Here is a 26,550-nt window from a genome sequence, read left to right on the forward strand (position 1 = left end):
AGATGACCCAGGAGATGACCCAGGAGATGACCCAGGAGACGACCCGGGAGATGACCCAGGAGATGACCCAGGAGATGACCCAGGAGACGACCCGGGAGATGACCCAGGAGATGACCCAGGAGATGACCCAGGAGACGACCCAGGAGATGACCCAGGAGATGACCCAGGAGACGACCCAGGAGATGACCCAGGAGATGACCCAGGGGACGACCCAGGTGATGACACTGAGCGCCTCGACGGTGATGATCGAACTAATACAGCTATCGAAATTAGTCAACAAGGTTGGCCTAATGGTGCCGTGGCTGTAATTGTAGCACGGGATGACGATTTTCCTGATGCACTTTGTGGTGTGCCATTGTCACGAAAACTAGACGCGCCGATCCTACTCACTAATAAGAGTGTATTAAGTCCTGGAACAGAGACTGAGATCGAGCGGCTTAAGGCAAAAACAATTTATATCCTCGGTGGGACGGGTGCAGTCTCCCAAGACATCCAGGATAAGTTAGTTGGAAAAGGACTAGAAGTCATCCGAATTGGTGGGGTCGATCGATTCGAAACGGCGGCACTGATTGCCAGACAGATAAATACCCAGGGAAAAGCAGTGCTTACTTACGGATATGATTTCCCCGATACCTTGGCAATTTCACCTTGGGCAGCAGCGCACTCTGTACCCATTTTATTGACACAAAATAGTTATCTTTCCCCAGTTACAGATGAAGCGCTAAAGGAACTTAATATACGGGAGACCATAGTTATCGGGGGAGTAAGTGTAATCAGTGATGAGGTTGTAAGTAATCTTTCTGGTATGGTTCGATACGGTGGCAACAATCGTTATCAGACCAATATCGAGATACTTGAAAATCTTGTCGGCGGTGACTACAGTCTATGCTTGGCCACAGGAAGAGATTTTCCTGACGCCCTGGTCGGCGCAGCCTTCGCAGTGAAAACCGGTAGCAATATGCTCTTAGTGGATAAAACTCTCTCAGAACCCCAAGTCTTAGAATTCCTGACTAAGTATAAAGGGTCCATCCGCATTCCCTACGTATTTGGCGGGGAAGGCGCCGTGAGTGAGCAAGTGCTAGACAAAATATATTCCTATAAATAGCGTCTGACCAATAGGGTTCTCTTGAAACGATTTATCCATTCAAGGTGAATCGGTTTCATTCATATATCTTCATGTTGGTACATACTTATCCATAAGTACCATGACTTTTACCTACATGGAGGTATAAAAGGGTGTTCCTAGGGTCGAAGAAATCAATTGGGAAGAATTAGATAATAAGCTAACACGTTAAAGTTACTGGAGGTAAGGACTAAATGATGCATTATGTTAATTTAAGCCAAAAGATAAATGGTTCTTTGACAAGTTTTCTGCAACTTTACCCGATGTATCGTGAATATCAAAAAGAAATCCTTGGACTTACAGAAAAACGGATGGCTCACAGAGAATGCCATAAGGACATGTGCACCATAGATCAACAATTTGTTGAATATCAGCTCGGCGTAGATATCACAGTCGAGCTTACAAAAGCAGCAATGCATTTCAAAGCATTGCCAGAGCCTATGGAGGCTAAGAACCATACAACCTATGACAAGCAGGGTAAGCTTGCCTGTTTGACGCTAGCAACCTCCTATTATGCTTAAATGAAATGGATAGTAAAGGGGGCAGGGCCAATGATGCCGTATGCGGGTTTAAACATGAAAGTTAATGAAGTGTTCGATGGTTTTTTGCGATACTATCCAAGCTATCAGGAATTTCGCCAAGAAATCCTCGAGGTGACGGAGAAGCATATCTCCCTTAGATTGGCGGCAATGAGTGAGGATACCTTAAACGACTACTTCTTTGGGCACCAACTTCATGCTGATATCACAGTGGAAATTACAAAGCATGCTATGAGACTAAAGGAATTCACAATCCCTGTAAAATCTGTAGTGCCTCGGGAGTCCCTACAATCTCCACAGTCATCACCTCCCTCCCATCCATCACATCCATCACATAGACCACATTCATTACATAGACCACAGTCTCGACAGTATTCACCTTGTTCACCGACCTCTAAGCCAAGCTTCGCAAAGCGCTCGGCACGTAATGCGTATGAAAAAGAAGGGAATGTTATCTTCCTGCCCTTTAAGGGGTGCTCGCTCCCTTTGTGAAGGCTGTAATTACCGACAAGTAGATCTATATAAAATCTATAAAATAACAGACAAATGAACCGACTAAAAATAAGTGATCGGTTCATTTTGTCTATTATCCTACGCCCTGTCCTATGTGCACGTCAGAAGGACAAGTGTACTTAATTTCTTGCCCGGAGTTATTGACACAGTACTATGGAGTGATAAAATAAATCGTAGGTTGTCTATTATATATAAAAAGGAGAGAAGAATGTGAAAAAAGGAAAAAGGATTATTGCTCTTGCCCTAAGCGTGCTTTTGGTCGGCGTATCATTAACTGGTTGCGGAGGAAGTAAAGCTGGCAGTACAAACACTGGAGACAAAGTAGATAAGGCTAAAGAGACCCTAATCTACGCTCAAGGCGCCGAGCCAAGAGGACTCGATCCAGCCCTCGTCGACGATGGTGAATCTGCTAAGGTTATGATCAACATCTATGAGGGACTCTTAAAGTATGCTGATGATTCAACTAAAGTTGAACCTTCACTGGCAAAAAGTTGGGAAGTAAGCCCAGATGGTCTTAGCTATACCTTCAAGCTTCAAGAAGGCGTCAAGTTCCACGATGGTACTGACTTTAACGCTGAAGCTGTAAAGATCAACATTGATCGTCAAATCCCACCGCAAGCTACGCCAGACATGGCATATGGCTCTTTTGTTTATGGATCAGTTAAGGATGTAGAAGTAGTAGATACGAATACTGTTAAGATCAATCTGACTGCTCCTAGCACTCCTTTCCTCAATAACCTGGCTATGGTTATGGCTGCTCCTATGGTTAGTCCTAAAGCTTTGCAAGAAAAAAGCAACAATCTTAACCAAGCTCCCGTTGGAACAGGCCCTTACAAATTTGTGAGCTGGGCAAAAGATGAGAACATCGTTTTAGAACGCTATGAAGAATATTGGGGCGAGAAAGCTCTGACCAAGAATGTTATTTTCAAATTCATCAAAGATAACTCAGCTCGTGTCGTTGCCTTAAACAACGGTGAAGCCGATATGATCGATGGAATCGATGCTACAGTCGTTGATCAAATTACCGGCGCAGGAAACAAAGTATTCCAAGCTCCTGGAATGAACATCAACTATATGGCTTATAACACCTCTAAAGCACCTTTTAATGATGCAAAGGTCCGCAGAGCTGTTTCTCAGGCTATCAACGTTCCTGAGTTAGTACAAAGCCTCTATCAAGGTTATTCTGAACCCGCAACCTCCGTACTTCCAACCTTTATGGAAGGCTATGACGCAAGTGTTGCTCAAGCCGCTTATGATCCCGCCGCTGCTACAGAGGCTCTCAAAGCCGCTGGTTTAACTAATGTTCACATCATTACATACACTAATCCAAGACCTTATAATGCCGCTAACGGTCAAGCTCTTGCAGAGGCTATCCAAGGCTATCTCTCCAAAGTTGGCGTAACCGCTACTATCGACTCCTTCGACTGGACAACCTATAAAGAAAAAGTAAAAGCTGGTGACTATGACATTTGCTTCTATGGCTGGATCGGTGACAACGGAGACCCAGACAACTTCATGTATCTGTTAGCTCATGAAGATCCTACTATGAATGTAGCTCGTTATAAGAACCCAGAATTCAATGCTTTAATCACAGAAGGTATTAAAGCTCCTGCAGGCGCAGATCGCAATGCTATCTATACCAACCTAGAGAAAATAGCTGCTGAAGATGCTGCTTGGCTTCCTATTTCCCATGCTCAGACCCTTGCAGCTTATAGCCCTAAAGTTCAAAACTTCTTGTACCATATGACTGGTGTTACCCCATTTGCTGGAGTATCCAAACAATAATAAGGTAAAAAGAAGAAGTTGGCAGCCGAGAACCGGTCTTTGTGCCGGTTCCCGGTTTTGCTTTTTCATGTATCTATATCTTAAGAGCCGAAGGGTGTTGGAGATGTTAAAGTATATCGTTAATAGAATCTTGATGTTGATTCCTGTACTAATCGGTGTATCCATTATTGTTTTCCTTATTATGCGCGTTTTATCACCTGATCCGGCCCCGATTGTTTTAGGTCAACATGCGACTCAAGAAGCGGTTGATGTTTGGAGACAGGCTAACGGATTAAACGATCCTATTCCTCTTCAATATTTGAATTTTATTGTCGGCGCAATTCAAGGCGATTTCGGGACCTCCTATTATACGAAGGCCCCCGTCATTGATGAAATTATGGCACGCTTTCCGGCCACTATCGAGTTAGCGATGTTTGCTATTCTTTTGGCTTCTGGGTTTGGAATTATCATTGGAATTATTTCCGCGGTAAAAAAGAATTCCGTATTTGATAACGCGGGTATGCTTCTAGCCTTAGTTGGTGTATCGATGCCCATCTTTTGGCTGGGTATTTTGTTGATTATTTTTTTCTCAGGCACACTTCATTGGCTTCCCTCCAGCGGGAGAATCGATCCCTTGTTAAGGCCTATGGATGTTACAGGGTTTTATCTTATTGATAGCTTGATTGCAGGAGATATGGAGGCCTTTGCGGATGCGTTCCAGCATCTGATCTTGCCGGGAGTCGCCCTAGCCATGTATTCGATGGCCATTATTACCCGGATGACTCGCTCCAGCATGTTAGAGACCTTGCAGCAGGATTACATTCGGACAGCACGAGCTAAGGGGGTTTCCGAGGGGAATGTGGTTCGCAAGCACGCCTTTCGCAATGGCTTGATTCCGATTGTGACGGTAATTGGCCTCCAATTGGGGAGTCTGCTCGGTGGAGCTGTCTTGACGGAAACCGTCTTCTCTTGGCCTGGCATTGGTTCTTATACGGTTGCCTGCATTTTGAAGTCCGATTTTCCGGTGGTACAGGGAGTTGTCCTGCTTATTGCCACAATATTTGTGCTCATGAATTTGCTAGTAGACGTGATCTATGCCTTTTTAGATCCACGTATAAAATATTCCAAGTAGGAGGTTGCTTGTATGAAAAAGGATACGAGTTCAGGTTCAGATGTTAATCTGATGCAGGCTGCTGAATACGTGGAAAAACCAGAGTCGCAGCTTAAGGAAATGTGGGATACCCTGAAGCAGAATAAGGCCGCGGTCGTTGGCTTGTGTATCATAATTATATTGGTTCTTATCGCCCTTGTGGTCTGGGTAAGTGAACTTTTAGGAGTCCAGGTCTTGCCTTATGATCCCAATTACTCAGATATGTCGAAAAGCTTCACCCCACCGAACTCAGAGCATTGGTTTGGTACAGATCAATTAGGAAGAGACATGTTCAGCAGGGTTCTTGACGGAACGAAAATTTCTCTCTCTGTTGGGGTAGCGGCGGTCTCTATTTCTCTCACCATCGGTGTTATTCTCGGTGCTATCGCGGGGTATCGCGGTGGTCGCACAGATACGATCATCATGCGGTTTATGGATATGATTTTAGCTATCCCTTCCATCTTGTTAGCGATCGCCTTCATGGCTGCTCTGGGAAAAGGAATAGATAAAGCGGTTATTGCGATCGGGCTGGTGTCCATTCCGGAGTATGCCCGTATCGTCAGGGGCAGCATTCTGTCCATCAAAGAAAGCGATTATGTGCATGCCGCTAAAGTCATCGGTAACAAGGACAGCCGAATTATCTTTAAGCATATTTTACCGAATATCATCTCCTTGATTGTTGTCCGGGCCACTTTGGGAATTTCCACCGCGGTGCTTGACACAGCAGCTCTTGGCTTTTTGGGTCTAGGTGTCCAACCGCCCTTTGCTGAGTGGGGCGATATGTTGGGAAGGGCAAGAGGTTTTATTTTTACCGCACCCTATACCTTGATTTTCCCAGGTGTTGCGATTACGATTACCGTTTTAGCCTTTAACTTACTGGGCGACGGGCTTCGCGATGCTCTTGATCCGAAATCCAGAATAAAGTAGGGGTATGAGTACGATGTTATTGGAAGTAAAAAACTTAAAAACAGAATTTAAACTGAAACGTGGCACGGTTAGAGCCGTCGATGATATAAGTTTTTCAGTCGATAAAGGTGAAATACTGGCTATCGTCGGCGAATCCGGCTCGGGTAAAAGCGTCACTTCGCTTTCAGTTATGGGGCTATTACAGAAACCTGGCCGCATCGCCGATGGTGAAATTGTCTTTGAAGGACAGAATCTAGCCCAGATGAGCCAAAAAGAATTGCGAGATATCCGGGGCAATAAAATCTCCATGATCTTTCAAGAGCCCATGACATCTTTGAACCCGGTCTGGCGCATCAAGGATCAGATCATGGAAAGTCTCATGATCCACAAGAATATGGATAAAAAGCAAGCATTGACCAGGGCGATTGAGCTGTTGGACATGGTGGGCATACCCTCGGCAGCCGAACGAGCAAATGACTATCCTCACCAAATGAGCGGGGGGATGCGCCAGAGAGTTATGATTGCCATGGCTTTGTCCTGCGAGCCTCAGCTTTTAATTGCTGACGAACCGACCACAGCGCTTGATGTGACGATTCAGGCCCAGATTCTTGACCTGCTCTATCACATGCGCGAAAAATTCAATATGGCGGTCTTGTTGATTACGCACGACCTTGGTGTCGTTTCGGAAGCAGCCGACCGGGTTATCGTCATGTACTGTGGCAAGATTGTGGAAGAGGCCGAAGTCAAGTCACTGTTCAAAAACCCTCTTCATCCCTATACGGTCGGATTGCTCAACTCCATTCCTCAGATTGACGATGATAGTGATGAGCGTCTGTATATGATCAAGGGCATGGTTCCCAATCCCTTAAATATGCCTTCAGGATGCTCTTTTTCCGATCGTTGTGACCGTTCGATGGAGCGTTGCACTAAAGAAATGCCGGAGCTTCGCGAGGTCGACGGGCATAAGGTGCGTTGCTTTTTGTACGAAGATACTAAGGAAGGGGAATTGAATGCAGAATGAGCGAAGTATTGTTAGATATTCAAAACCTTTCCAAGCACTTTCCTGTGGGAACTAGTTTTTTTGGCAAGACGGTGTCTTTACTTAAGGCAGTCGATGAGGTTTCTTTCACCATCCAGAAGGGTGAGGCCTTTGGTTTAGTGGGTGAATCAGGCTGTGGTAAAACTACCCTAGGAAAAGTCATTGTCAATCTTCATAGTCCGACTAGCGGGAAAATGATTTTTGAGGGAAAAGATCTCACCGCCCTGAAGGATAACGAGCGGAGAGCTCATTGCAAAGATATCCAGATGATCTTTCAGGATCCCTATGCCTCACTTAATCCACGCATGACTGTCGGAGACATTATTGCTGAGCCCATCATCATCAATAAGCTGCTACCGCCTAATAAGGTGGAGGAACGAGTTACCTATCTGTTAAACTGTGTAGGCCTCGCCCAGCACCAAAGAAATCGCTACCCCCACGAATTCTCAGGGGGCCAGCGCCAACGGGTTGGGATAGCCCGGGCCCTAGCTGTGGAGCCCAAGCTGATCGTCTGCGATGAACCGGTCTCGGCTTTGGATGTATCTATTCAGGCTCAGGTGTTGAATCTCTTGGCTGATTTAAAGGATGAATTCGGACTGACCTATCTGTTCATTGCCCATGGTTTGAACGTGGTTAAGCACATCAGTGACCGGGTCGGGGTAATGTATCTAGGGAAGTTAGTAGAAATCGCCCCTAAGAAGGAGTTATATGCCAATCCTTTACATCCCTATACCCAGGCTTTACTTTCTGCAATACCTATCATTGATCCGGAGAAGAAAAAGCAGCGGATTATCTTAGAGGGAGATGTGCCCAGTCCCATTAATCCTCCTGATGGTTGCCGTTTCTGCTCTCGTTGCTTTAGGGAAATGGAGCAGTGTAAGAGCCTGGCACCGGAACTCAAGGAAATTACGCCCGGACACTGGGTCTCTTGCCATCTATTTGACTAGGGAAGAAGATTTGGTTCCTACAGTGAACAAAGCGCACAATAAAGCCATGGTAAAGAAAACCCGACTTCGCAAGATACTTTGTCGTATAGTGGGGGCGAAGTCGTTGGTTCCCTTGTACACCGTGAAAGTCAACAAAAATTTCTCATTCATCAGTGATGCCGTAAAGCGGCATGGGAGTCTGATATGCCAAAAAAGGAGTTGTCACTCTACACAAAGTAGAGAGACAACTCCTTATACTTTCGAAATACTATAACCCTTGAGGAGATCTTTTCCTCACTTATATTATACCACTATTTTTACAAAAATATTAGCCTTATAATTCCAGTCTGGAGTGTGTATGATACTTAGCAGAAGGAACAAGGTAAAGCTAGAGGGGGCTTGAATATTGGAGAAGAGACAGCCAGAGCAAGTTTTTGAAAGTAGTCACCTAGAGGATACGATAGCCATAGCCAGAGAACAATTAGCAGCCATAAGACGGAAAAATGAAGAAAATAAGGCGAATATTATCGCAGCCAAAAAAGAACTGAGAGAAGATACCTCCCATTCAATCGCGAATCTTTGGTCCAAGGATGACTTTCTCGACCTTGTCAATTTAAGTCAATTTGCGAACCAGGTATCTGACAAGCTCTCGGAGTATGATCTGCAAGCCAAGAAAATGTTGGCTTTAGAGAAATTGATCGATTCGCCCTATTTTGCCCGGATTGATTTTAAGTTTGACGGTGAGGCGGACTTTGAAAAGATCTATATCGGACGGTCATCCCTCCAAGATGAGCAAGGCTATGAAATGGTTGTCTACGACTGGCGCTCCCCAATCTCCAGCGTCTTTTACCGTTTTACCCTAGGAGAAGCGTTTTATGAATCCCCGAGCGGCAGGATCACCGGCCAAGTGAATCTTAAGCGCCAGTATGAAATCAAACGGGGTCAACTGGAATACTATTTTGATGCTGATGTTCAGATTATTGATGAATTTCTTAGAAAACTCCTTTCGCAAAATGCTTCCTCCCAGATGAAAACCATCGTGGAAACCATTCAAAAAGAACAGGATATGATTATCCGGGATATGGAAGTAGATCTAATGATGGTCCAAGGAGCAGCCGGAAGCGGCAAGACTTCAGTGGCCTTGCACCGGGCTGCTTATCTAATGTATCAGGGACTGACCGAGAAATTGACCCATAACAATATCGTGGTGATCTCACCTAACCGACTTTTTGAACGATACATTGCCAATGTCTTGCCAGAGCTGGGGGAGAGCCAAGTCAATTCCCTTTTGTTTGATGATATACTGAGTAACCTTTTACAGCGAGAGGATATCCAGACTAGGAATCAATTTTTGGAATCTGTGCTCACCTCCGAAAGTCAAGGAGGAGGAACAATCCTTAAGAACGCCATGAAATTCAAAGGGTCCAGCCAGTTTGTAGAGATTTTAAGACGCTTCATCGCGGATTTGCCTACGCACTGGATTGAGTTCACCGATATTTATTATGATGGGAAAGTATTGGCCAGCCGCCAATTATTAAAAATCGAGCTCTTAAAAAGAAACCCAGAACTTCCTTTAAGCGTTCGCTTGCAGCACTTGGAAAAATCAATTTTAAAATCCGTTCATAAACAGCGCGGAGAGCGCTTGGAAAAGCTAAGAAGTTATGTTGCTGAAAAGCCCGAGCATGAGTTTGAAGTAGAAGAAGTGGCCCGAATGTTATCCATTCAGGAAAGTACAGTCCTGATCAAGACCATCCACAAGTTTACTGAATTGGATTACGTTGAACTCTACAGGAAGCTCTTCAGTGACAAAAACTATTTTTACAGCTTAGCCGAAGGTTTGGAATTGCCGGCTTGTATCGAGGATATCCTTAGCCTAACGCGCAAAAACCTGCAAAAAAGGGAATTGCAGCATGATGATGCTCTAGCCCTAGCTTTCTTACAGTTAAAAACCAAGAGTAAAGCTGATTCTAAAGCTATAAAACAGGTGGTCATCGATGAAGCGCAGGATTATCATTCCATCCATTTTGAAATTCTAAAGGCACTGTTTCCCAAAGCCCGCTATACCGTATTAGGTGATATCAATCAAACCATCGGCAAACAGGAGGATATAGCTCTCTATGATCGGGTCGCAAAAATCTTAGCTAAAGAAAAATCGACCCTGGTCACCTTGGCTAAAAGTTTTCGCTGTACCCAGGACATATTGGAGTACAGCGCTCAGTTTCTTAGTCCGGGTTTCACCCTTAACAGTTTTAGCCGAAAGGGAGACGCACCCGAGGTCTTTACTGCTCCAAACCAAGCGGCACTTGATCAGATAATCCTCAACGAGATTAATAACTGTCAAGAAAAAAGCTATCAGTCGATCGGGCTAATCTGCAAAGCAGAGAAAGACGCTAATGCTATATATGGACGCCTGAAGGATAAGCTATCCCTTCAATTGATTAATAGTGATACCGAAGTGGACTTAAAAGGTGTTTTCATCATCCCTGTATACCTGTCCAAAGGTCTGGAATTTGATGCGGTACTAATCTGTGATGTAGATGAGGGACATTTTCACAGTGAAGATGATAGAAATCTCTTATATATTGCCTGCACCAGAGCCCTACACCGCCTTAATTTGTTTTACACCGGGGATAGGAGTCCCTTGCTATCAGCTGAGTAGTTAGCGCGACTGATTAAATTATGCGAAGCTAATTTACTGAAGAAAAGGCTAAATATATTGATGGATTCACGATATAAGGCAGCAACTACGTAAAATTAAGTTAAGGAGTGAGGTGCTTGGTTTTCCAAAAAATAGCGGCGATTTTAGCTGAGATCATTGGCATTGATGATGAGGATATCACCCCCAACACAGAGTTGAACCGTGAATACGGAATCAAGCCGGTGGACCTTGCCAAACTAATTATCGAATGTGAGCGGACATTTCAGATTACCATTCATGATGAGGATGTCTATCGCTTCAGGTGCGTCAATGACCTTGTGGAGTATATCGAGCGGATTAAAGAAGAGGAGTAACCGAAATATCAAAGCGTGACCGTCACATAACTAAGGGGTTCCATTTTGGAGTTGAAAACGAAAAATCGCAGGGATGATAGCAGATTTCTAGCATGTTATTCATATCTAAAATCGCAAGATTTTAGTAGAAAATTAGCCACGATTTGGTTTAATAAATCGTGGCTAATTACACTTCGAGTTGGTTGAACCACCTTATGTCGCTTAATGGGAAAAATATGCATTAACCCAACCACACGTTATGCTCGTTTTGTTCAATCAGACAAATTAGAATTTGTGAATTATATTTAATTCTTGTTCAGTAATTTCTATTTTGTCAAAACATAACTCATATTAATTAAATCGTAGATTTCCTCTTTAGGAAAAGAGCTATCCAAAACAATTGTGATCCAGTGTTCTTTATTCATATGGTATGCAGGCAAAATCCCTTGTTGACCTCTTAATAAACTGTTTAATGCTGGGTCACACTTTAAGTCTAATATCTCAGCACTTCCTTTTCCTGTTAAGCCTAATTTAATTCTTTGTACATTCATAATTAGTCCGTACCATTTACCACCACCATCATGTCTAAGTACCGCATAATCTGGATATTTAAACCAAGGATAGTCTGGTTCTGTATCAAATTTTTCCTTTACATAAGCAAAAATTTCTTCTCTTTCTATCATAAAAATGCTCCCGAAATTACTATTTATCTACAGTTTATATAAATAATCTTTACTTCGCAGTTTCTTACAAGTGCGCGAAAAGTCACCACTAAATTTTACAATGGAAAAATGGTAAAATGCTCTTTTTGCATTTTCGAATTACTTTTCTACTCGAAGATATCCTGCAGAGTCAGATTGGTTATAGGCAGAGGGTGGTTGGGGAACATAAGAAATCGCATGTCGCGTTTTCTATTGTCGGGACTCCTTATTACCTTATTACTTAGTTATTGTAGGCTGGCATATCGGGGCCTGTAATATGATGGCGATGTCCGACATCATAAGTGGTATAGAAGTCCCAATTGTGCACGTGGTACCCTCCCGGAATACTCAGTGCAGGGCCAGAAGTGGACTTGTAATAGTGGGAATGACCATGTTCGTACATGACCCAGCTCTCAGATTGATGAATGTGACTACCGTCAGAAGTAGGTATTGCTGGTCCGGTGATATCTAGGCATTGATGGGAATGTCCATTGTCACATGAGGTATGTGTCACGCTACCGTGATTATGGCTTAAAAATCCCTGATTTGACATGAGTGTCGCCCTCCTTCACAGCATTATATGCCGTTGGTCGGCGCATTTGCTTGACTATAAAAACTACCATGCTTAGGTCGATAAGAACATCCCCTAAGCTGAAAAGCTGTTTCCCGAAAATAGGGATATTAGCATAAAAAATATCGGCTAGAAAGCCTAACCGAGTTGCTTCTGTAAGGATTCCATGGGTGCCCGTTCCTGTCTCGAGAAGCTGCCGGCTTGATTCCGGGACAAAGGTTGGATCGACGGGCATTAGCCCTCCATTGAGAATAATCACTGCAGAATTTAAGGCGATTCCCAGAGTAACCAAACGAAAGCCCCGAAAAGCTCGATTCGTCCATGTAAAACCCATCAAGAAAAGGTAAGAGAGAGAGTGAGCAAGAGGAATAATCCAGTGGCTTGACCAGCCGAGGCTAAACTTTACGGACCAAAAGGCAAAGATTTGCAAAAGAGCTCCTAAGAATAAGAGCTCTAAACGTTTAAAATTTGTACTTATAAGAGAATTAAAGCTGCCGCCGGAAAAAAAACCGATAAGTACAGCTATTATCACTGATTCGAGCAGCATTTATTTCTTTCCTCTCTTTTTCCTCATTCAACATTTAGCTATTTGTACGTCTTTACGTGGCGATAGTAGCTTTTGAGGATTTTCTCTTTGCACTATACTATCAAACGCAGCTACAACGTCCGGATCCAGCTGACTGCCTGAGACACGTCGCAATTCGGTTAAGGCTTCGACCGGGGAAAGAGGCTCTCGGTAACTTCTGCTTGAAGTCATGGCGTCATAGGCATCGGCCACAGCAATGATCCGGCTTTCTAGGGGTATCTCCTGGCCTTTTATGCCGTCAGGATAGCCATTACCATCGAAGCGCTCATGATGAGAACGCACCGTGGTGCTTACATCAAAGAGAAAGTCAATGCTTCGGACAATTTGCTCCCCAATGGCCGAGTGGTTGCGAATAATCTCCCACTCCGCTTCGGTGAGTTTCCCACTTTTATTTAGAATGTCTTCGTTGACCCCGATTTTGCCCACATCATGCAGAACCCCGGCATACTTGATAAACTCGACACGATCCTCAGCGAGCTTTAACTCCTCGGCAATTTTGACCGACCACTCGGCAACCCGACTGGAATGACCACTAGTATAGGAGTCCTTCGCTTCCAAAGCAGTGACAAGTGCTTCGACCGTGTTAAGGTAGTTCTTGCGCATATCCATATAAAGTTGGAAAGAATGGCGTGCGAGGAGTAGGGGAACAAATAGGAGAAGTAAGGCCAATTCCCCAAACTCTCGATAGATCATGGAAGTAAGGATTGCCAGGGGAGCAAGGGCTAAAAAGTTAGGAATTGACCAACGAATATTGATTCTCCACATGAACCATGGAGATTTATCAAACAGTGCTCCTAGTGCAATAGAGACAATGGTTACATTCAGAAGACTATAGGAGAAAGCAGCAGCAAAATAGCTGATTAGATTGACTATATCGAATCGAGCGTGCTGAGCTTGAAGAAGATTAAAAACCAAGTAGGCAAACGAAATGGAAATTACATATTGGGAGGTATTAAAAATCCTTTTGTAAAGCAATTGTTCCTTTCCGCCCTTGCCACAAACCAGCATGCCGGCTACTAAAACAACGGGGATCGTTATGCCTATAGGAAAAAGAATAAGACAGGCCATAAAAATTGCATAGCCAACTGTTACATATCCTCCCTTAGGAAGCGATACAGGTAGGGATTCGCTAATCACTGCTAGAAGAGCAAAGACAAACAAACCCATTACATCGGAAAGGTGCCAGGAATGGTTAGAGATAAACCAAAATGAAAGCCCTAGGCCGAGAGTCACAACAACATAAAAAAGTTTTTTGAAGCTGGAAGGTAATTCTTTCATTTTTATCCTCTGCAATCATAAAAATTTATAGATTGGCCGGCAAAGTTACAATTAGATTTTGTAGTTAGCGCCACCAGCGAGAACTAGAGTTACAAGAATAGCAAGTACCTTGTATAGTTTGCTCATTACGGTTACCCCCTTTATCTATAAATAGATCAGGTTTAACCGCTTCGCTCATTTTTCCGCTTCGCTAAAAAGGAAAAGGCGCAAATCTTTGCTACTTTAGCCGGCCAAAAATAACGGCTATAAATAACGGTTTTGGTGCTTAATAGAACCACAACTTACGGTTCACAGCATCCAAAGTTGCCTTAACCACAGCTTCTCTTTCGTCATTTTTAACTAAAGCACAACCGACTAAGCTTTGTTCTCCAATAGGTGTAATTAAGCTGAGCACCACCTGTGCGACATGATGCTTGCCTAGACGTGTAATCGCTACATCCTCAGTAGCGAAGACCAGCTTATTCGTTAGGGATGTGTGTAAAGCATTGATGGTGGCCTCCACCAAAAGGCGGAGTTTGGTATAGGTTGTGGAGGTTCCAGAGGCGACACCTTCGTATATCTCATTTCCAATCGAGAGTTCTACCTTTATTTCAGCCTTCGTGTTGATGGTACGGAGAGATACACTTACGAGCTTTGGTCGCAGTTGTGTACCATCTAGAGAAGGACTGGATGTTTCTGTTTCACTCTCCTGCTGTTCTAGCTGCTCTATTTGCACAACACTAATAATTTTATGGTCAATTTCTATACCGAATTGAGCGGCTAACATCGATTCTACATCTCGGACGATTTGTTTTGGGTTTCGATCTGAATTCGCAAGTATATGAATTTCGACAATTTCATTGGCTGCATTGGCTTTGATTCTAGTCGATATTACGGAGCGAACCTTTTTTATTGCTTGCTCACAGGGTGTCCAGGTCGTCTCAGACATAAAGTTCCTCCCTAAACTGTGATGTTTTTCCAGTTCACCTATTTCGACACTACGCGCCAACATCCCTTCTTAAATTGGCTTAATTTTTCTAAATACACGAGAAGCCTGAAATTGAAGAAACCAGGTCTAAAAAAAGCCTGGTTTCACTCATAAACATGACACGAGTCAAGATGAAGTTGCGCACTTCTTATACTCTAGTGGCTCACTCTTTAAAAAGATAGTGAGAAAAGCGGCTACAAGGCAGAGAGAAGCAGCAATCAGATAAGCATAGAAGTAACTATTGGTGAGATCGACAACGGTTCCAGCCATGAGGGGGCCGAAAACTCCACCCACACCCCAAGCAGTGAAGACCAGTCCGTAGTTAACCCCGCCATTTTTTGTGCCGAAAAAATCATAGGTGGCTGAGGGGAAGAGAGAAAGGAGTGAACCATAGCTTAAGCCAGTCATGATAGCACCAAGGGCAATCAGGGCGGGGCTGCTATAGAAAGCGAAGGCTAGCATATTAAATCCTTGCAGGGTAAAAAAGATGCGCATGGTCCAGCCTCTGCCGATCCGATCCGAGAGCCAGCCTGCTAATACGCGACCTCCGGCGTTGAAGATGGCCAATAGGGCCACCATGGCAAAGCCCCAAGAGACCCCAGTCTGAAGTTTGGTGATGGTGGAAAGTTGCCCGATGATCATGAGACCTGCTGTGGCACCGGCAGCAAACATTAGCCAGAGTAAAAAGAAACGGGAATCCTTAAGCATTTCTTGCCAGGTAAAATCAGTTGCTACAGGTCCTAGGGATGGTAATGTAGCGCTTGAAGATGTGGAAGCGGAGGTAGGAGTAGAGTCTGGGGAAGAAGGTGTGGATTTCCGAGATGATATTGAGTTGTTGATTGACGGACTGAGGGGAACTGCGAGGATTTGGGAGAGAGCAACAATGGCGAAGAGGAAAAGTAAACCTTCGATGCGAAAGGCACCCTTGACACCGAAATTGCCGATGAGAACGTTAGTTAGGGGAGCGATATAGAGGGAAGCGAGGCCAAATCCAGCCACAACAATTCCGGAGATCAGGCCTTTCTTTTGGGGAGGAAACCATTTTACAGCGGCCGGAGTAGCTGCTGAATACCCAAGTCCGATACCCATGCCCGCAATCAGACCAAAGGTTAGAATGAGGATAAAGAGCGAATCAGTAAAGCTGCTCAGAATCAGCCCACCACCGGCAAAAATTCCACCTGCCGTGGCGACCCAACGGGGACCAAAGCGGTCTTGTAAGCGACCGCCGGGTACCATCATCAGAGCGAATACAGCACAGGCTACGGTATAGGGAAGGGAGGCAGCAGTCTTCGACCAGGCTAACTGCTCCGTTAAGGCAGCGGCAAAAACACTCCAGGTATAGAGTACTCCTAGGGCCAAATTAATACCCGTGCCGGCTAGGGTCACAGTCCACCCGCGGGTCGTCTTATTCATAGTCTCTCTCCTTTCCTTAGAAGGGGAATAATGTGAATTATCGAGGTGACTTTGTAAGAAAGGCTTAGGTCCAAAGTGGAATTGGATTAATATGACCTAAGTCATATTTCTGTCGGTTTATTTAGTCAGAGTCTTTGACATTAATCTCCGAGATTCTAAGGAAGTAATGTGTGATAGAGTCAGAGAAAGGCTAGGGGGAAAACCCTAGCCTTTTAATTCGTAAGTCCGTTCAAACTCTCTCAGAGTCCATCAGAGTCCATCAGAGTCCATCAGAGTCCATCAAGGCACTTCAAAGTCCATCAAAGCACTTTCTAAGTCCTAGCTATGAGCCTGGCTTAATCCTGATAGCTGGCTTTAAGCATATTGATGACAGAAACATCCGATAAGGTGGTGGTATCACCAATGGCACGACCCTCGGCAATATCCCTTAAGAGGCGACGCATGATTTTACCGCTTCGTGTCTTGGGCAGTTCAGCCGTAAAGAAGATATCATCAGGACGGGCTAGGGCTCCTATTTTTTGGGCCACATGCTTTTTAAGGATATTGACAAACTGCGGGCTAACCTCGATGCCTTCCTTTAGGGTGACAAAGGCAGCAAGGGCTTGCCCTTTGATCTCATGATGTTTGCCGATACAAGCTGCTTCGGCAACGGAGGGATGATCGACCAAAGCGCTTTCCACTTCCATCGTACCAATCCGATGTCCTGAGACATTGATGACATCGTCTACGCGACCCATAATCCAGAAGTAGCCGTCCTTATCCCATTTTGCACCGTCGCCGGGGAAATAGATGCCCGGCCAGTTGCCAAAATAGGTCTTCTCAAAGCGATCATTGTCGCCGTAAACTCCGCGAAGCATAGCAGGCCATGGTTCTTTGATGGCCAAGTAGCCTCCGCTCCCCTTGGGCACAGAATGGCCGTCGCTATCGACTACCTCGATCTTGACACCGGGGAAGGGTGTCGTACAGGAGCCGGGCTTTAGGGAGGTGATGCCGGGAAGGGGAGTCATCATGATCATGCCGGTTTCGGTTTGCCACCAGGTATCCACGATGGGGCATCTTTCTCCACCAATATATTTGTAATACCACATCCAGGCTTCGGGGTTGATGGGCTCGCCCACCGTACCGAGGAGTCGTAGACTGGAAAGATCCCGACTTTGGGGATACTGTGGTCCCCATTTCATGAAGGTACGAATGGCGGTAGGCGCTGTATAGAGAATGGAGACCTTGTATTTTTCAACGATTTCCCAGAAACGATCTCGCTGTGGATAATCAGGGCTTCCTTCATACATGACGACTGTAGCACCATTAGCAAGGGGACCGTAGACGATATAGGAATGTCCGGTGACCCAGCCTACGTCCGCCGTGCACCAATATACATCCTCTTCTTTCAGGTCAAAAACCATGCGATGGGTGGAGGATACACCGACCATGTAGCCACCGGTGGTATGAACGACTCCTTTGGGTTTGCCGGTGGTTCCGCTAGTGTAAAGAATAAATAGCATATCTTCGGCATCCATGGGCTCAGCCGGGCAGACGGAGGAGGCTTTTTTCATTTCCTCGTGATACCAGAGATCCCGACCCTCTTTCATCTGAACGGGTTGATGGGTACGCTGGATAACGAAGACGTGATCGACACAGTCCACACCTTCCAGTGCTGCGTCCGCATTGTCCTTGAGGGGGATCGTGTTGCCACGGCGGAAGCTACCATCTGAGGTGATGATGGCTTTAGCTTGGGCATCAATCACGCGATCGCGCAGGGAATCGTAGCTAAAACCGCCAAAGACCACACTGTGGGGAGCCCCGATGCGGGCGCAGGCCAGCATGGAAATCACGGCTTCGGGGATCATCGGCAGATAGATCGTGACGCGGTCGCCCTTTTCTATGCCATTGGCCTTTAAAACATTAGCGAATTTGCAGACTTCTCGATGAAGGTCCTGATAGGTAAGAACGCGGCTATCCCCGTTTTCCCCCTCAAAGACGAGGGCTGCTTTATTGCGATGCCAATCACTAAGATGGCGATCCAGACAGTTATAGGAAGCATTGAGCTTGCCGTCGACAAACCACTTGGCATAAGGAGCATTCCACTCGAGAGTTTTTTCCCAAGGACTGAACCAATTAAGGGTCTTCGCTTGTTCTTCCCAAAAAGCTAAATGATTATGACCTTGGTCATATATTGCATCGCTTTGAATCACAGCGCTTCTTCGAAATGCTTCATGAGGTGTAAATTCTCGATTTTCATTGAGCAGAGCCTCAAGATTACTTTCCAACATAGTTATTCCTCCCTCTATCATCCCGCAATTATCTCTCTAGTTCCTTTAATTTACTGCATTCTATCAAAGGAACCGCAGGAAGAACACGGAATCAGGGTAGAAAACCAAAGAATGGAGATTAACGGAGATTTCTGACAGGTTATCCGTTTCACAAGTCGTAAGATGGAAATTCAGGTCGGGCGAATGGTCGATTTTCACAGGGTAACGGGAACGGTGGAAATTTGCTGGGTCAAAGGCGTCTTGACGCGATTGAACGGTCGTTTTAATATGTACGAGAGGGGTAAAACTAGGTAAAACGCACATAATCGGTGTTAAAGCCGATGAAAACCGAATAGCTTTGAAAGTTTTGTTGCTAGATAGGAATAATAAGCCAATCAAACCGAATAGCTTAAGAATCTTAGTCGCTAATACGAAAAGTAAGCCGATCAAAACAAATAGTTTTTAAAGTCTTGTCCTCAAATAGGGATAGTAAGATAAAAGTAAAAGTAACTATAAACTAAATGGTAATAGATGAAGGAGAACTTCCTTGAGTGAAATAACAACAGAAATGAACCAACGCAATATCGCCTTGAAAGTAGCCTATGATGGAACCCATTATCACGGATTTCAACGTCAGCCGGAGTTTCATGGCCCCACTGTGCAAGGATCTTTGGAGTCGGTATGGGCCGAGCTGGTGGAAGAAGTAGTCACCCTGAATATGGCAGGTCGAACTGACAAAGGGGTCCATGCAACGGGGCAAGTTGTTAATTTTCAGACCTCAACCCGCATTCCTGTGGATAAAATCCCTAAGGCCATGAATAGCTTGTTGCCCCGAGACATTCGGGTCTTCGAAGCTGAGGAAGTGGCTGAAAGCTTCCATGCCCGTTTTTCAGCCCGCTGGAAACGCTATGATTATCAGATAGATAACCATAAGATAGCGGATGTCTTTAATCGCCTTTACGCTGTGCATGTACCGGTCCCCCTGGACTGGCAAAAGATGCAGCAGGCCGCTCAATTGATGGTAGGTCGGCATAATTTTAAAGCCTTCTCCTCCGTGGGTGGGAACAGTAAGACCTTTGAACGCACCCTTTATGTTTGCCAAGTAACCGAGCATCAAGGACTTATCCGGATTACCTGTATCGGCGATGGGTTTCTGTATAATATGGTGCGCATTATTGCCGGCACCCTTATTTATGTAGGGAGAAAACGCATTCCACCGGAAGCGATCCCTGGTATTCTCGAACGGGGGGAACGGAAACGTGGGGGACCCACGGCAGCTCCGCGAGGACTTACTCTGAGCTATGTCCACTATGGAGAAGAACTGCCCAAGGATATTTTTCCAGAGTTTTATCAGTGAACCCATCCGCTTGTCTAATAGGATCTAATAAAGTCAAATGCATCATGGGGAGGTGTGCAGCTTGAATTATACTTTGCCTGAGGTAGCGACTCTGGGGCGTTTTCTTGAACAGCAGAGGATTGAACCTCTCCGGGAGGATGCGCTCTTTCAGGAGGAGATGCTGGCTCTACCGATTCAAACGATATTCTTTGGTGATTCAAAGGGTACGTCGATCGATAAGCCATTAAGCTTGCCCTTAGTTGGTAAGCATTTAAACCTAGAATGTGAGGGGAAACTCCTTCGTTTTCGTATAACAGATGGTCAGAGGAAGAATCAAGGATATCCTACCGAGCTTGATCCAGGGAATCGGGCTGACAATACCCAAGGAAGCTTTATGTGCCCACTCCCTATGAATTGGGAAGATTTTCGTGCGCAAGTGACTGACTGGGTGGAGCGGGAAAAGGGAAGAATCCTTGGTGCCTGTGAAGATTTCACCAGGCATTTAACCGAGCTGATCACGAGGGGATATGGGTTGAGTATTCTGACCGAGCTTAAAAAAAGTCTGGGAATTGACCTTTTTCTTTTGGATAAACACTTTAAGGTACTGACTTGGGAAGGTGGGGAGCGTCTGCCCCTTAATCCCATTGCCTTTGTGACACCGAAGCTGTCCAACTTTAAAACCATGGACTTAATGCCGGAAACCCCCCTGAGTCTAGGAAAATGGAATGATCCTCAGTATAGGGACGTCCCTCTAAGCTGGTATCCTTTGGCAGGACAACAAGGAGTTTTGGGATATATAGGTTTAGGGATAGATTATGAGGAGCTCAATCCTGTGGGAAGGCTATACCTCTATAAGACAGCGGTCTTGCTTTATTTTGAGCTGGCTAAAGCCCAATCCGTCGAGGATACGGAACGCCAGCATTATCGGGATTTTCTTTTTGATCTTCTCTATAATAACTTTGATTCTCTGGAAGTGGTGCAGTCACGGGGCAAGCTTTGGGGAATGGATCTGACTAAACCTCATATGGTGATCGTTGGCGAGATTCCGGGCTATGATCCGGATTCGGCGGATCGGGTGGCTTTTCAAGAGCTTTTAGATACAGTGGCCCTGATTCTACGGAACCAGCCTCGGACCATCTTCTTAGAACGCAACGATCAGATTGTGCTCCTTTACCCCTTGGAAGGGATGATACCCTTAAGCCAATGGGAAGCCACAGCTAAAAGACTTCTCAGTCCTCTTAAGACCTTACCCGGAAGCCACCATGAGGAACGGTCCATGATGTTTGGGGTGGGCAATCTTTATGATTCCGCGCGTTATATCCACCGCAGTTTTCAAGAAGCCAAGTCGGCTTTGGAGCTGGGGCAATTGTTTAATCTCCAAGAGCGGGTCATTTTATTTCAGGATCTTGGGGTAATGCGGCTTTTAATGAAACTCGAGGAACAGGAGCTGGAGGATTTTCGCAATGAGGTGTTAGGTCCTTTGCTTAAGTTCGATCAAGAAAACAATCTTCATCTGGAGGAGACCCTGTTAGCCTATCTCGCCTCGGATGGAGATTTGAATGTGGCAGGGGATCGGTTGTATCTCCATCCCAACACCTTGCGCTATCGTTTGAAAAAGGTTGCCGAGGTTCTGGATCGAGATCTAGGTAGCTTGGAAAACCGTATGAATTTGTTTATCGCTCTAAAAATCGGTCGTCTTAAGTCCTTGTGGCAAGAATAAACCATGCTGTAGAGTTAGAATAATCACATGACCTTCAAATGGGACATAACATGTTAAGAAGAAGTCTGCTTAACATTAAGTTCAAAACAGGAGAGGGTTATGGAAAAAAAGAGAGTATTAATCGGAAGTCCGATCCGACAAAACCCCCAAATACTGAAAGAATTCTTGGACTCTCTGTGCTGTCTCGATCAAGAGGATTTGGAATTGAGCTATATCTTTGTTGATGATAACGAGAGTGAAGAAGCTAGCAGGCAGTTACTGAGCTTTGAGGAGAATGGCTTGACCACCCTGATTAAAGGGGAGAAGGCTGATAAGCTGCGGGGGAACTATGTATGTGACGATATCACCCACTATTGGCAGGAGCATCTGATCTGGAAGGTAGCCGGGTTTAAAAATCTCATGATCGAAAAGGCTCTGCAGTCGGGGTATGATTATCTGTTTTTGATTGATTCGGATTTAGTCCTGCATCCGGCAACGCTTCAACACCTTGTGAAGACAGGAAAAGACATTATTTCGGAAATTTTCTGGACCTCGTGGTATCCGGCGAGTCCGGAGCTTCCCAATGTATGGCTTTATGATCACTACGACATGTCTCTTCGGCAAAGGGGAGAAAATCTAAGCCAGGAAGATATGGATGCGAGAATGCAGGGGTTTGTTGATCGGTTGAGAAAACCCGGTATCTACGAAGTAGGGGGACTGGGAGCCTGTACCCTGATGAGTCGTCAAGCTTTGCAGGCAGGAATCAGTTTTAGTGAAATAAAAAATCTGACCCTCTGGGGAGAAGATCGGCATTTTTGTGTAAGGGCCAATGCCTTAGGCTTAAGTCTGTGGGTGGACACCCATTATCCGGCCTATCATATCTACCGGGAATCATCACTGGCAGGGGTTGAGGAGTTTAAGGCAATCTGTAAAGGGGAAATGCCGCCAAGTCAGGTGAACTACACCATTAAAGAGCGGCATACACCGAAACTTACCTTATCCATGGTCATGAAAAATGAAGCGGACAGATATTTGTGGAAGGTGCTTCAGGAGCACAAAAACTACATCGATGAAGCGGTGATCATCGATGATGGAAGTACGGATAACAGTATAGAGCTATGCCGAAGCATACTTGAAGGGATCCCTCTGCATATCATTCAGAATTCGGCTTCTAAATTTTCCAATGAGGTCGAGCTTAGGAAGCAGCAATGGAATGCTACTGTGGCAACCCATCCGGAATGGATCTTAAACCTTGATAGCGATGAATTCTTCGAGAATAGGTTTAGGCAGGAGGTCAGGATGTTGATCGAGGATCCTGACGCTGATGTATGGTATTTCAGACTTTACGACTTTTGGAACGAGAACCATTACCGGGAAGATGAATATTGGAATGCTCAATCCACCTATCGGCCCTTTTTGGTGCGCTACAGATCAGGTTTTGTTGCTGATTGGAATGAATTTACCCAGCATTGTGGCCGATTCCCTAAAAACATCATGAATCTCCCTTACAAATTATCGCCATTAAGGCTAAAGCATTTGGGCTGGGCGGATCCCAAGGATCGTATTCTCAAATATCAGCGATATAGGGAATTGGACCCGGAGGCCCGCTATGGATGGAAAGAGCAGTACGAATCGATTCTTGACCCCAATCCAAGAGTGGTAAAATGGGAGGAATAAACCCTTCGAGGAACCATTAAATTAAAAAGTCAAAAGAATTTGACGAATCGTTTCCCTTGCACCCTATAGAGTGCAAGGGTTTTGTTTTTTATTACAACAGAAGCTAGAAAAATTCATGAAGCTTTATAAAAGGAAACAAGTAAAGTGAAGTCAGACAAAAGAAATAATTCACGACATCAAGTAAGCAAAGGAGGGTTCTAATGACAGAGCTCAAGTGTCCACCTAGTGGAGCTGCACAAGATCGAGGTCTTGTGGTCTGTATGGAGGCACTGATCGCACTCAGTCGGGTATTCTCAGCAGGTGGAGAGAATCTTGATAAGACTCTAGGGAGCTTAAGTTCAGCCTATGGGTTGTGGCTTGATGAAAGGTTAGGCGAGCACCCCGAGGACCGTGAAATACTTCATCAGCTGACTAAGGAACAAGAGGGTGAAGAGCCCAAGAGCCTAGTCTATGAATTCAATCGACTGTTTGTGGGACCGCAGTCGCCACCCGTCCCCCTTTATGAGTCGGTATATCGCTACAGTGAAAATTTGGTTATGCAAGAATCCACCCTTGATGTTCGGCAGTGGTACCGTTCAGAAGGCTTATCTCTAGCAGGTCGAAGCAACGAACCTGATGATTACATCGCTACTGAATTGGAATTTGCGGCTTATCTCCTGTCCAAGGCCGTCGAGGAGTATCGGAAGGACCAACCCCAACAGGCAAAAATCTATAAAGATAAATACAACACATTTTATCGTGAGCACTTGGCTGTATGGCTCCCCAGTTTTGTTGAGACCTTATCCGCATCGACTCGAGAGCCGCTGTTTATTACCTTGGGAAAGATTATTCTGCGAGTAGTCAGGCCTGTTTAGTGTAATTCATTACAGTCACCCAACCTTTGTTGGTTGTAGGGAGTTTTAAGACAAAGAAGGAGGTCAATTATGAAGATCACGCGTCGTCAATTTATCGGCGGTACTGCAGCAATCACCGCCGGAGCCGGGTTGTTTGGCTTTAACATGCTTGCTAAATCAGATGTAGCAAATGCCGCCAGCAACCAGACAGGAGTCAAAACCTTCCGCAATGTTTGTCCTCGTAACTGCTATGACACCTGTGCCCAGATCTCATATGTGGAAGAAGGGGTGCTAAAAAAAGTCGAAGGGGACCCCAAGAGTACCTATACCAATGGAAAGCTCTGTCTGAAGGGCTATAACTATACCCGTCGTGTGTACAGTCCGGATCGTATTAAATATCCCATGAAGCAAACCCCACGTGGCTCAGGCAATTGGGAGCGTATTTCCTGGGACGAAGCCATGAATACCATTGCTGAGAAAATTCTTGATCTAAAACAACGTTATGGGTCCACGCTGCCCGTTTGCCTCGACAAATACTCCGGCAACTTCGGGATTACTCATTACGGTATTGAAGGAACCCTGTCCAGTATCGGCTATACTACGAGAGCGGTAGGGACTCCTTGTTGGCCGGCGGGTATCGATTCTCAGACCTATGATTTTGGTACCATCTTCAATAATGATCCAGAGGACTTTGCCAATGCCAATTATATTATCCTTTGGGGATCGAACTGCGCCTGGACTGGTGTCCACAGTCTGCCCTTTATTATGAAAGCTAAGGAGCGGGGAGCCAAATTGGTGGTGATCGACCCGATTCTAACCTCCACAGCTTCCAAGGCCGATCTCTTTATCCAGATTAAAAACAGTACCGATGGAGCCTTAGCTCTTGGTATGGCTCGCTATATTCTCGACAATGATCTGGTCGATTGGGACTATGTCAACGCTAACAGCATTGGCTTTGAGGAATGGGCGGACTATGTAAAGAAGAATATCACCTTGGATTGGGCTGCAGAAAAAACCGGAATTCCTAAGGATGTAATTATCCAAATAGCTCATGAGTATGCTACCGCTAAACCCGCCTCCATGTGGGTGGGCTATGGGATGCAGCGCCACACTAACGGAGGTCAAAATGTCCGCATCATCGATGCCCTCGGCTTAATGACTGGAAATATCGGTAAGTCTGGCGGAGGCGTCAACTACGCTCATCTGGAGACTTGGGGCTTTAACTACCACGCGATGGTCATGCCCGCTCCGGAAGGCTCTGTAGGTATGCCGGGTCCAGATGGCACCTATACCAATCGCTCAGTCAATATGAATAACTTTGCTGGTGATGTCCAGGCCTTAACAGATCCTCCGGTAAAGATGCTCTGGCTCGCTTGTCGGAATCCGGTTTCCCAAGACCCAGATACTAACGACATCATCAAAATGTTTAACTCCATGGAATTAGTGGTCACCGTCGATTCCTTCTTTAACAAGACAGTGGAGTTATCCGATATTGTCCTTCCTGCGACCACCCATTTTGAGGATTGGGATGTTATGGCCAGCTACTGGCATTACTGGGTCGGCATCAATCAACGAGCCATCGACCCCATGTATGAGTCCAAGAGTGATGTGGAGATCGCCATGGCCCTATCGAAAGCCATGAATGCCTTAGAGCCTGGATCCTGTACCTACCCAACTGAGGGTGATCCCGAAGAATGGACAGCCAAAGAGTTCAATGATGGTGTCTTTAATATGTTAGGAATTTCTGATTACAAAGAATTACTGGATGGACCTCGTAAAGCTAAATTTTCACCGGCAGCCTGGGCCGATGGCAACTTCCGTACTCCTTCAAAGAAGTTTGAAGTCCATAGCGAACGTGCTGCCCAAAATGGTCTTCCGGCTATCCCCATCTGGGTCGAAGAGATGAAGGCTCCTAATCAATATCCCATCCGCTTTATGACACCTCACCCTCAACACGGTCTCCACTCTCAATTCCAAAATCTTGATTGGATGATGGCCGCTAATCCGGAGCCTCTCTTAGAAATTCATCCCAAGCTAGCCGCTGAACATGGGATTGGCGAAGGGGATATGGTCCGAGTCTACAATGACTTAGGGGAAGTAACCATTAAGGCCCGTCTCACCGAGACCACCTCACCGGACGTAATTGTCAGCTACGAGGCCTGGTATAAAGATTCAAAGTTCAACGTGAACTTTACTGTGAAAGCCATTCCTGCGGATATGGGGAAACAAGCCACAGGCATGGACGGGATTGCCTTCCACGATAATTTTGTGGCCATCGAAAAGGCGTAA

The 26,550-nt window shown here is 45.4% G+C and carries 23 protein-coding genes; 14 read left to right on the plus strand and 9 right to left on the minus strand.

Annotated elements, in window-relative coordinates; genetic code table 11:
* A partial coding sequence (locus AAC978_RS11855; protein ID WP_341548258.1) for a cell wall-binding repeat-containing protein occupies positions 1-1,105 on the plus strand: 1,105 nt, incomplete at its 5' end.
* 212 nt (positions 1,106-1,317) lie between these two features.
* Positions 1,318-1,644, plus strand: a complete 327-nt coding sequence (locus tag AAC978_RS11860) for a hypothetical protein (protein ID WP_341548259.1) — start codon at positions 1,318-1,320, stop codon at positions 1,642-1,644.
* Positions 1,645-1,909: 265 nt separating this feature from the next.
* Here AAC978_RS11860 and AAC978_RS11865 read toward each other — a convergent pair whose 3' ends face one another.
* Positions 1,910-2,050: a hypothetical protein gene (locus AAC978_RS11865; RefSeq protein ID WP_341548260.1), complete on the minus strand. Its 141-nt coding sequence runs from the start codon at positions 2,048-2,050 to the stop codon at positions 1,910-1,912.
* Positions 2,051-2,385: 335 nt separating this feature from the next.
* On the opposite strand from AAC978_RS11865, the gene AAC978_RS11870 reads away from it, so the two are divergent.
* From AAC978_RS11870 to AAC978_RS11900, 7 genes are all read left to right on the plus strand, one after another.
* Positions 2,386-3,960: an ABC transporter substrate-binding protein gene (locus tag AAC978_RS11870; RefSeq protein WP_341548261.1), complete on the plus strand. Its 1,575-nt coding sequence runs from the start codon at positions 2,386-2,388 to the stop codon at positions 3,958-3,960.
* A gap of 103 nt (positions 3,961-4,063) precedes the next feature.
* Positions 4,064-5,071 (plus strand): ABC transporter permease, encoded by a 1,008-nt coding sequence (locus tag AAC978_RS11875; protein WP_341548262.1) that lies wholly within the window; start codon positions 4,064-4,066, stop codon positions 5,069-5,071.
* 12 nt (positions 5,072-5,083) lie between these two features.
* Complete coding sequence (nikC, locus tag AAC978_RS11880) at positions 5,084-6,016, plus strand: nickel transporter permease (RefSeq protein ID WP_341548263.1); 933 nt, start codon at positions 5,084-5,086, stop codon at positions 6,014-6,016.
* A gap of 13 nt (positions 6,017-6,029) precedes the next feature.
* Positions 6,030-7,016 (plus strand): ABC transporter ATP-binding protein, encoded by a 987-nt coding sequence (locus tag AAC978_RS11885; RefSeq protein ID WP_341548264.1) that lies wholly within the window; start codon positions 6,030-6,032, stop codon positions 7,014-7,016.
* Complete coding sequence (locus AAC978_RS11890) at positions 7,013-7,981, plus strand: ABC transporter ATP-binding protein (RefSeq protein WP_341548265.1); 969 nt, start codon at positions 7,013-7,015, stop codon at positions 7,979-7,981. Before AAC978_RS11885 ends, AAC978_RS11890 begins: the two co-directional genes overlap by 4 nt.
* A 385-nt stretch (positions 7,982-8,366) precedes the next feature.
* Positions 8,367-10,619 carry a HelD family protein gene (locus AAC978_RS11895; protein ID WP_341548266.1) on the plus strand — a complete coding sequence of 751 codons (2,253 nt, stop codon included), beginning with the start codon at positions 8,367-8,369 and terminating at the stop codon, positions 10,617-10,619.
* Positions 10,620-10,735: 116 nt separating this feature from the next.
* Entirely contained in the window at positions 10,736-10,972 is a 237-nt protein-coding gene (locus tag AAC978_RS11900) for an acyl carrier protein (protein ID WP_341548267.1), read from the plus strand.
* 305 nt (positions 10,973-11,277) lie between these two features.
* Here AAC978_RS11900 and AAC978_RS11905 read toward each other — a convergent pair whose 3' ends face one another.
* The 8 genes from AAC978_RS11905 to AAC978_RS11940 form a co-directional block, all read right to left on the minus strand.
* On the minus strand, positions 11,278-11,634 hold the full coding sequence (locus AAC978_RS11905; protein WP_341548268.1) for an MmcQ/YjbR family DNA-binding protein: 357 nt from the start codon (positions 11,632-11,634) through the stop codon (positions 11,278-11,280).
* A gap of 259 nt (positions 11,635-11,893) precedes the next feature.
* A complete protein-coding gene (locus tag AAC978_RS11910) occupies positions 11,894-12,205 on the minus strand; it encodes a YmaF family protein (RefSeq protein ID WP_341548269.1) in 312 nt (103 codons plus the stop codon).
* Positions 12,177-12,770 (minus strand): DUF5317 domain-containing protein, encoded by a 594-nt coding sequence (locus tag AAC978_RS11915; protein WP_341548270.1) that lies wholly within the window; start codon positions 12,768-12,770, stop codon positions 12,177-12,179. Before AAC978_RS11915 ends, AAC978_RS11910 begins: the two co-directional genes overlap by 29 nt.
* Positions 12,771-12,797: 27 nt before the next feature.
* Positions 12,798-14,087 (minus strand): HD-GYP domain-containing protein, encoded by a 1,290-nt coding sequence (locus tag AAC978_RS11920; RefSeq protein ID WP_341548271.1) that lies wholly within the window; start codon positions 14,085-14,087, stop codon positions 12,798-12,800.
* A 265-nt stretch (positions 14,088-14,352) separates the two neighbouring features.
* On the minus strand, positions 14,353-15,015 hold the full coding sequence (locus AAC978_RS11925; protein ID WP_341548272.1) for a hypothetical protein: 663 nt from the start codon (positions 15,013-15,015) through the stop codon (positions 14,353-14,355).
* Between the two features lie 165 nt (positions 15,016-15,180).
* Positions 15,181-16,467, minus strand: a complete 1,287-nt coding sequence (locus tag AAC978_RS11930; protein ID WP_341548273.1) for an L-lactate MFS transporter — start codon at positions 16,465-16,467, stop codon at positions 15,181-15,183.
* 335 nt (positions 16,468-16,802) lie between these two features.
* The gene (gene acs, locus AAC978_RS11935; RefSeq protein WP_341548274.1) at positions 16,803-18,737 is read right to left on the minus strand and encodes an acetate--CoA ligase; all 1,935 of its coding nucleotides are present in this window, start codon (positions 18,735-18,737) and stop codon (positions 16,803-16,805) included.
* Between the two features lie 63 nt (positions 18,738-18,800).
* Positions 18,801-19,166, minus strand: a complete 366-nt coding sequence (locus tag AAC978_RS11940) for a hypothetical protein (RefSeq protein ID WP_341548275.1) — start codon at positions 19,164-19,166, stop codon at positions 18,801-18,803.
* Positions 19,167-19,284: 118 nt separating this feature from the next.
* Here AAC978_RS11940 and truA point away from each other — a divergent pair, with 118 nt between their 5' ends.
* The 5 genes from truA (at position 19,285) to AAC978_RS11965 (ending at position 26,550) form a co-directional block, all read left to right on the plus strand.
* Entirely contained in the window at positions 19,285-20,073 is a 789-nt protein-coding gene (gene truA / locus AAC978_RS11945; protein WP_341548319.1) for a tRNA pseudouridine(38-40) synthase TruA, read from the plus strand.
* Positions 20,074-20,125: 52 nt separating this feature from the next.
* Entirely contained in the window at positions 20,126-21,772 is a 1,647-nt protein-coding gene (locus AAC978_RS11950; protein ID WP_341548320.1) for a PucR family transcriptional regulator, read from the plus strand.
* Between the two features lie 99 nt (positions 21,773-21,871).
* Positions 21,872-23,428, plus strand: coding sequence for a glycosyltransferase family 2 protein (locus AAC978_RS11955; RefSeq protein WP_341548276.1), 1,557 nt, complete (start codon positions 21,872-21,874; stop codon positions 23,426-23,428).
* Between the two features lie 200 nt (positions 23,429-23,628).
* Positions 23,629-24,282 (plus strand): TorD/DmsD family molecular chaperone, encoded by a 654-nt coding sequence (locus tag AAC978_RS11960; RefSeq protein ID WP_341548277.1) that lies wholly within the window; start codon positions 23,629-23,631, stop codon positions 24,280-24,282.
* Between the two features lie 69 nt (positions 24,283-24,351).
* Complete coding sequence (locus tag AAC978_RS11965; RefSeq protein WP_341548279.1) at positions 24,352-26,550, plus strand: molybdopterin-dependent oxidoreductase; 2,199 nt, start codon at positions 24,352-24,354, stop codon at positions 26,548-26,550.

Source organism: Desulfitobacterium sp. THU1 (assembly GCF_038181555.1).
Classification (GTDB): Bacteria; Bacillota; Desulfitobacteriia; order Desulfitobacteriales; family Desulfitobacteriaceae; genus Desulfitobacterium.

Excerpts from the sequence above, each read along its gene's own strand:
- AAC978_RS11860 (WP_341548259.1), top strand. The coding sequence starts at position 1,318 with ATGATGCATTATGTTAATTTAAGCCAAAAGATAAATGGTTCTTTGACA.
- AAC978_RS11875 (WP_341548262.1), top strand. The coding sequence starts at position 4,064 with ATGTTAAAGTATATCGTTAATAGAATCTTGATGTTGATTCCTGTACTA.
- nikC (WP_341548263.1), top strand. The coding sequence starts at position 5,084 with ATGAAAAAGGATACGAGTTCAGGTTCAGATGTTAATCTGATGCAGGCT.
- AAC978_RS11885 (WP_341548264.1), top strand. The coding sequence starts at position 6,030 with ATGTTATTGGAAGTAAAAAACTTAAAAACAGAATTTAAACTGAAACGT.
- AAC978_RS11890 (WP_341548265.1), top strand. The coding sequence starts at position 7,013 with ATGAGCGAAGTATTGTTAGATATTCAAAACCTTTCCAAGCACTTTCCT.
- AAC978_RS11905 (WP_341548268.1), bottom strand. The coding sequence starts at position 11,634 with ATGATAGAAAGAGAAGAAATTTTTGCTTATGTAAAGGAAAAATTTGAT.
- AAC978_RS11910 (WP_341548269.1), bottom strand. The coding sequence starts at position 12,205 with ATGTCAAATCAGGGATTTTTAAGCCATAATCACGGTAGCGTGACACAT.
- AAC978_RS11915 (WP_341548270.1), bottom strand. The coding sequence starts at position 12,770 with ATGCTGCTCGAATCAGTGATAATAGCTGTACTTATCGGTTTTTTTTCC.
- AAC978_RS11920 (WP_341548271.1), bottom strand. The coding sequence starts at position 14,087 with ATGAAAGAATTACCTTCCAGCTTCAAAAAACTTTTTTATGTTGTTGTG.
- AAC978_RS11925 (WP_341548272.1), bottom strand. The coding sequence starts at position 15,015 with ATGTCTGAGACGACCTGGACACCCTGTGAGCAAGCAATAAAAAAGGTT.
- AAC978_RS11930 (WP_341548273.1), bottom strand. The coding sequence starts at position 16,467 with ATGAATAAGACGACCCGCGGGTGGACTGTGACCCTAGCCGGCACGGGT.
- acs (WP_341548274.1), bottom strand. The coding sequence starts at position 18,737 with ATGTTGGAAAGTAATCTTGAGGCTCTGCTCAATGAAAATCGAGAATTT.
- truA (WP_341548319.1), top strand. The coding sequence starts at position 19,285 with ATGAACCAACGCAATATCGCCTTGAAAGTAGCCTATGATGGAACCCAT.
- AAC978_RS11955 (WP_341548276.1), top strand. The coding sequence starts at position 21,872 with ATGGAAAAAAAGAGAGTATTAATCGGAAGTCCGATCCGACAAAACCCC.
- AAC978_RS11960 (WP_341548277.1), top strand. The coding sequence starts at position 23,629 with ATGACAGAGCTCAAGTGTCCACCTAGTGGAGCTGCACAAGATCGAGGT.
- AAC978_RS11965 (WP_341548279.1), top strand. The coding sequence starts at position 24,352 with ATGAAGATCACGCGTCGTCAATTTATCGGCGGTACTGCAGCAATCACC.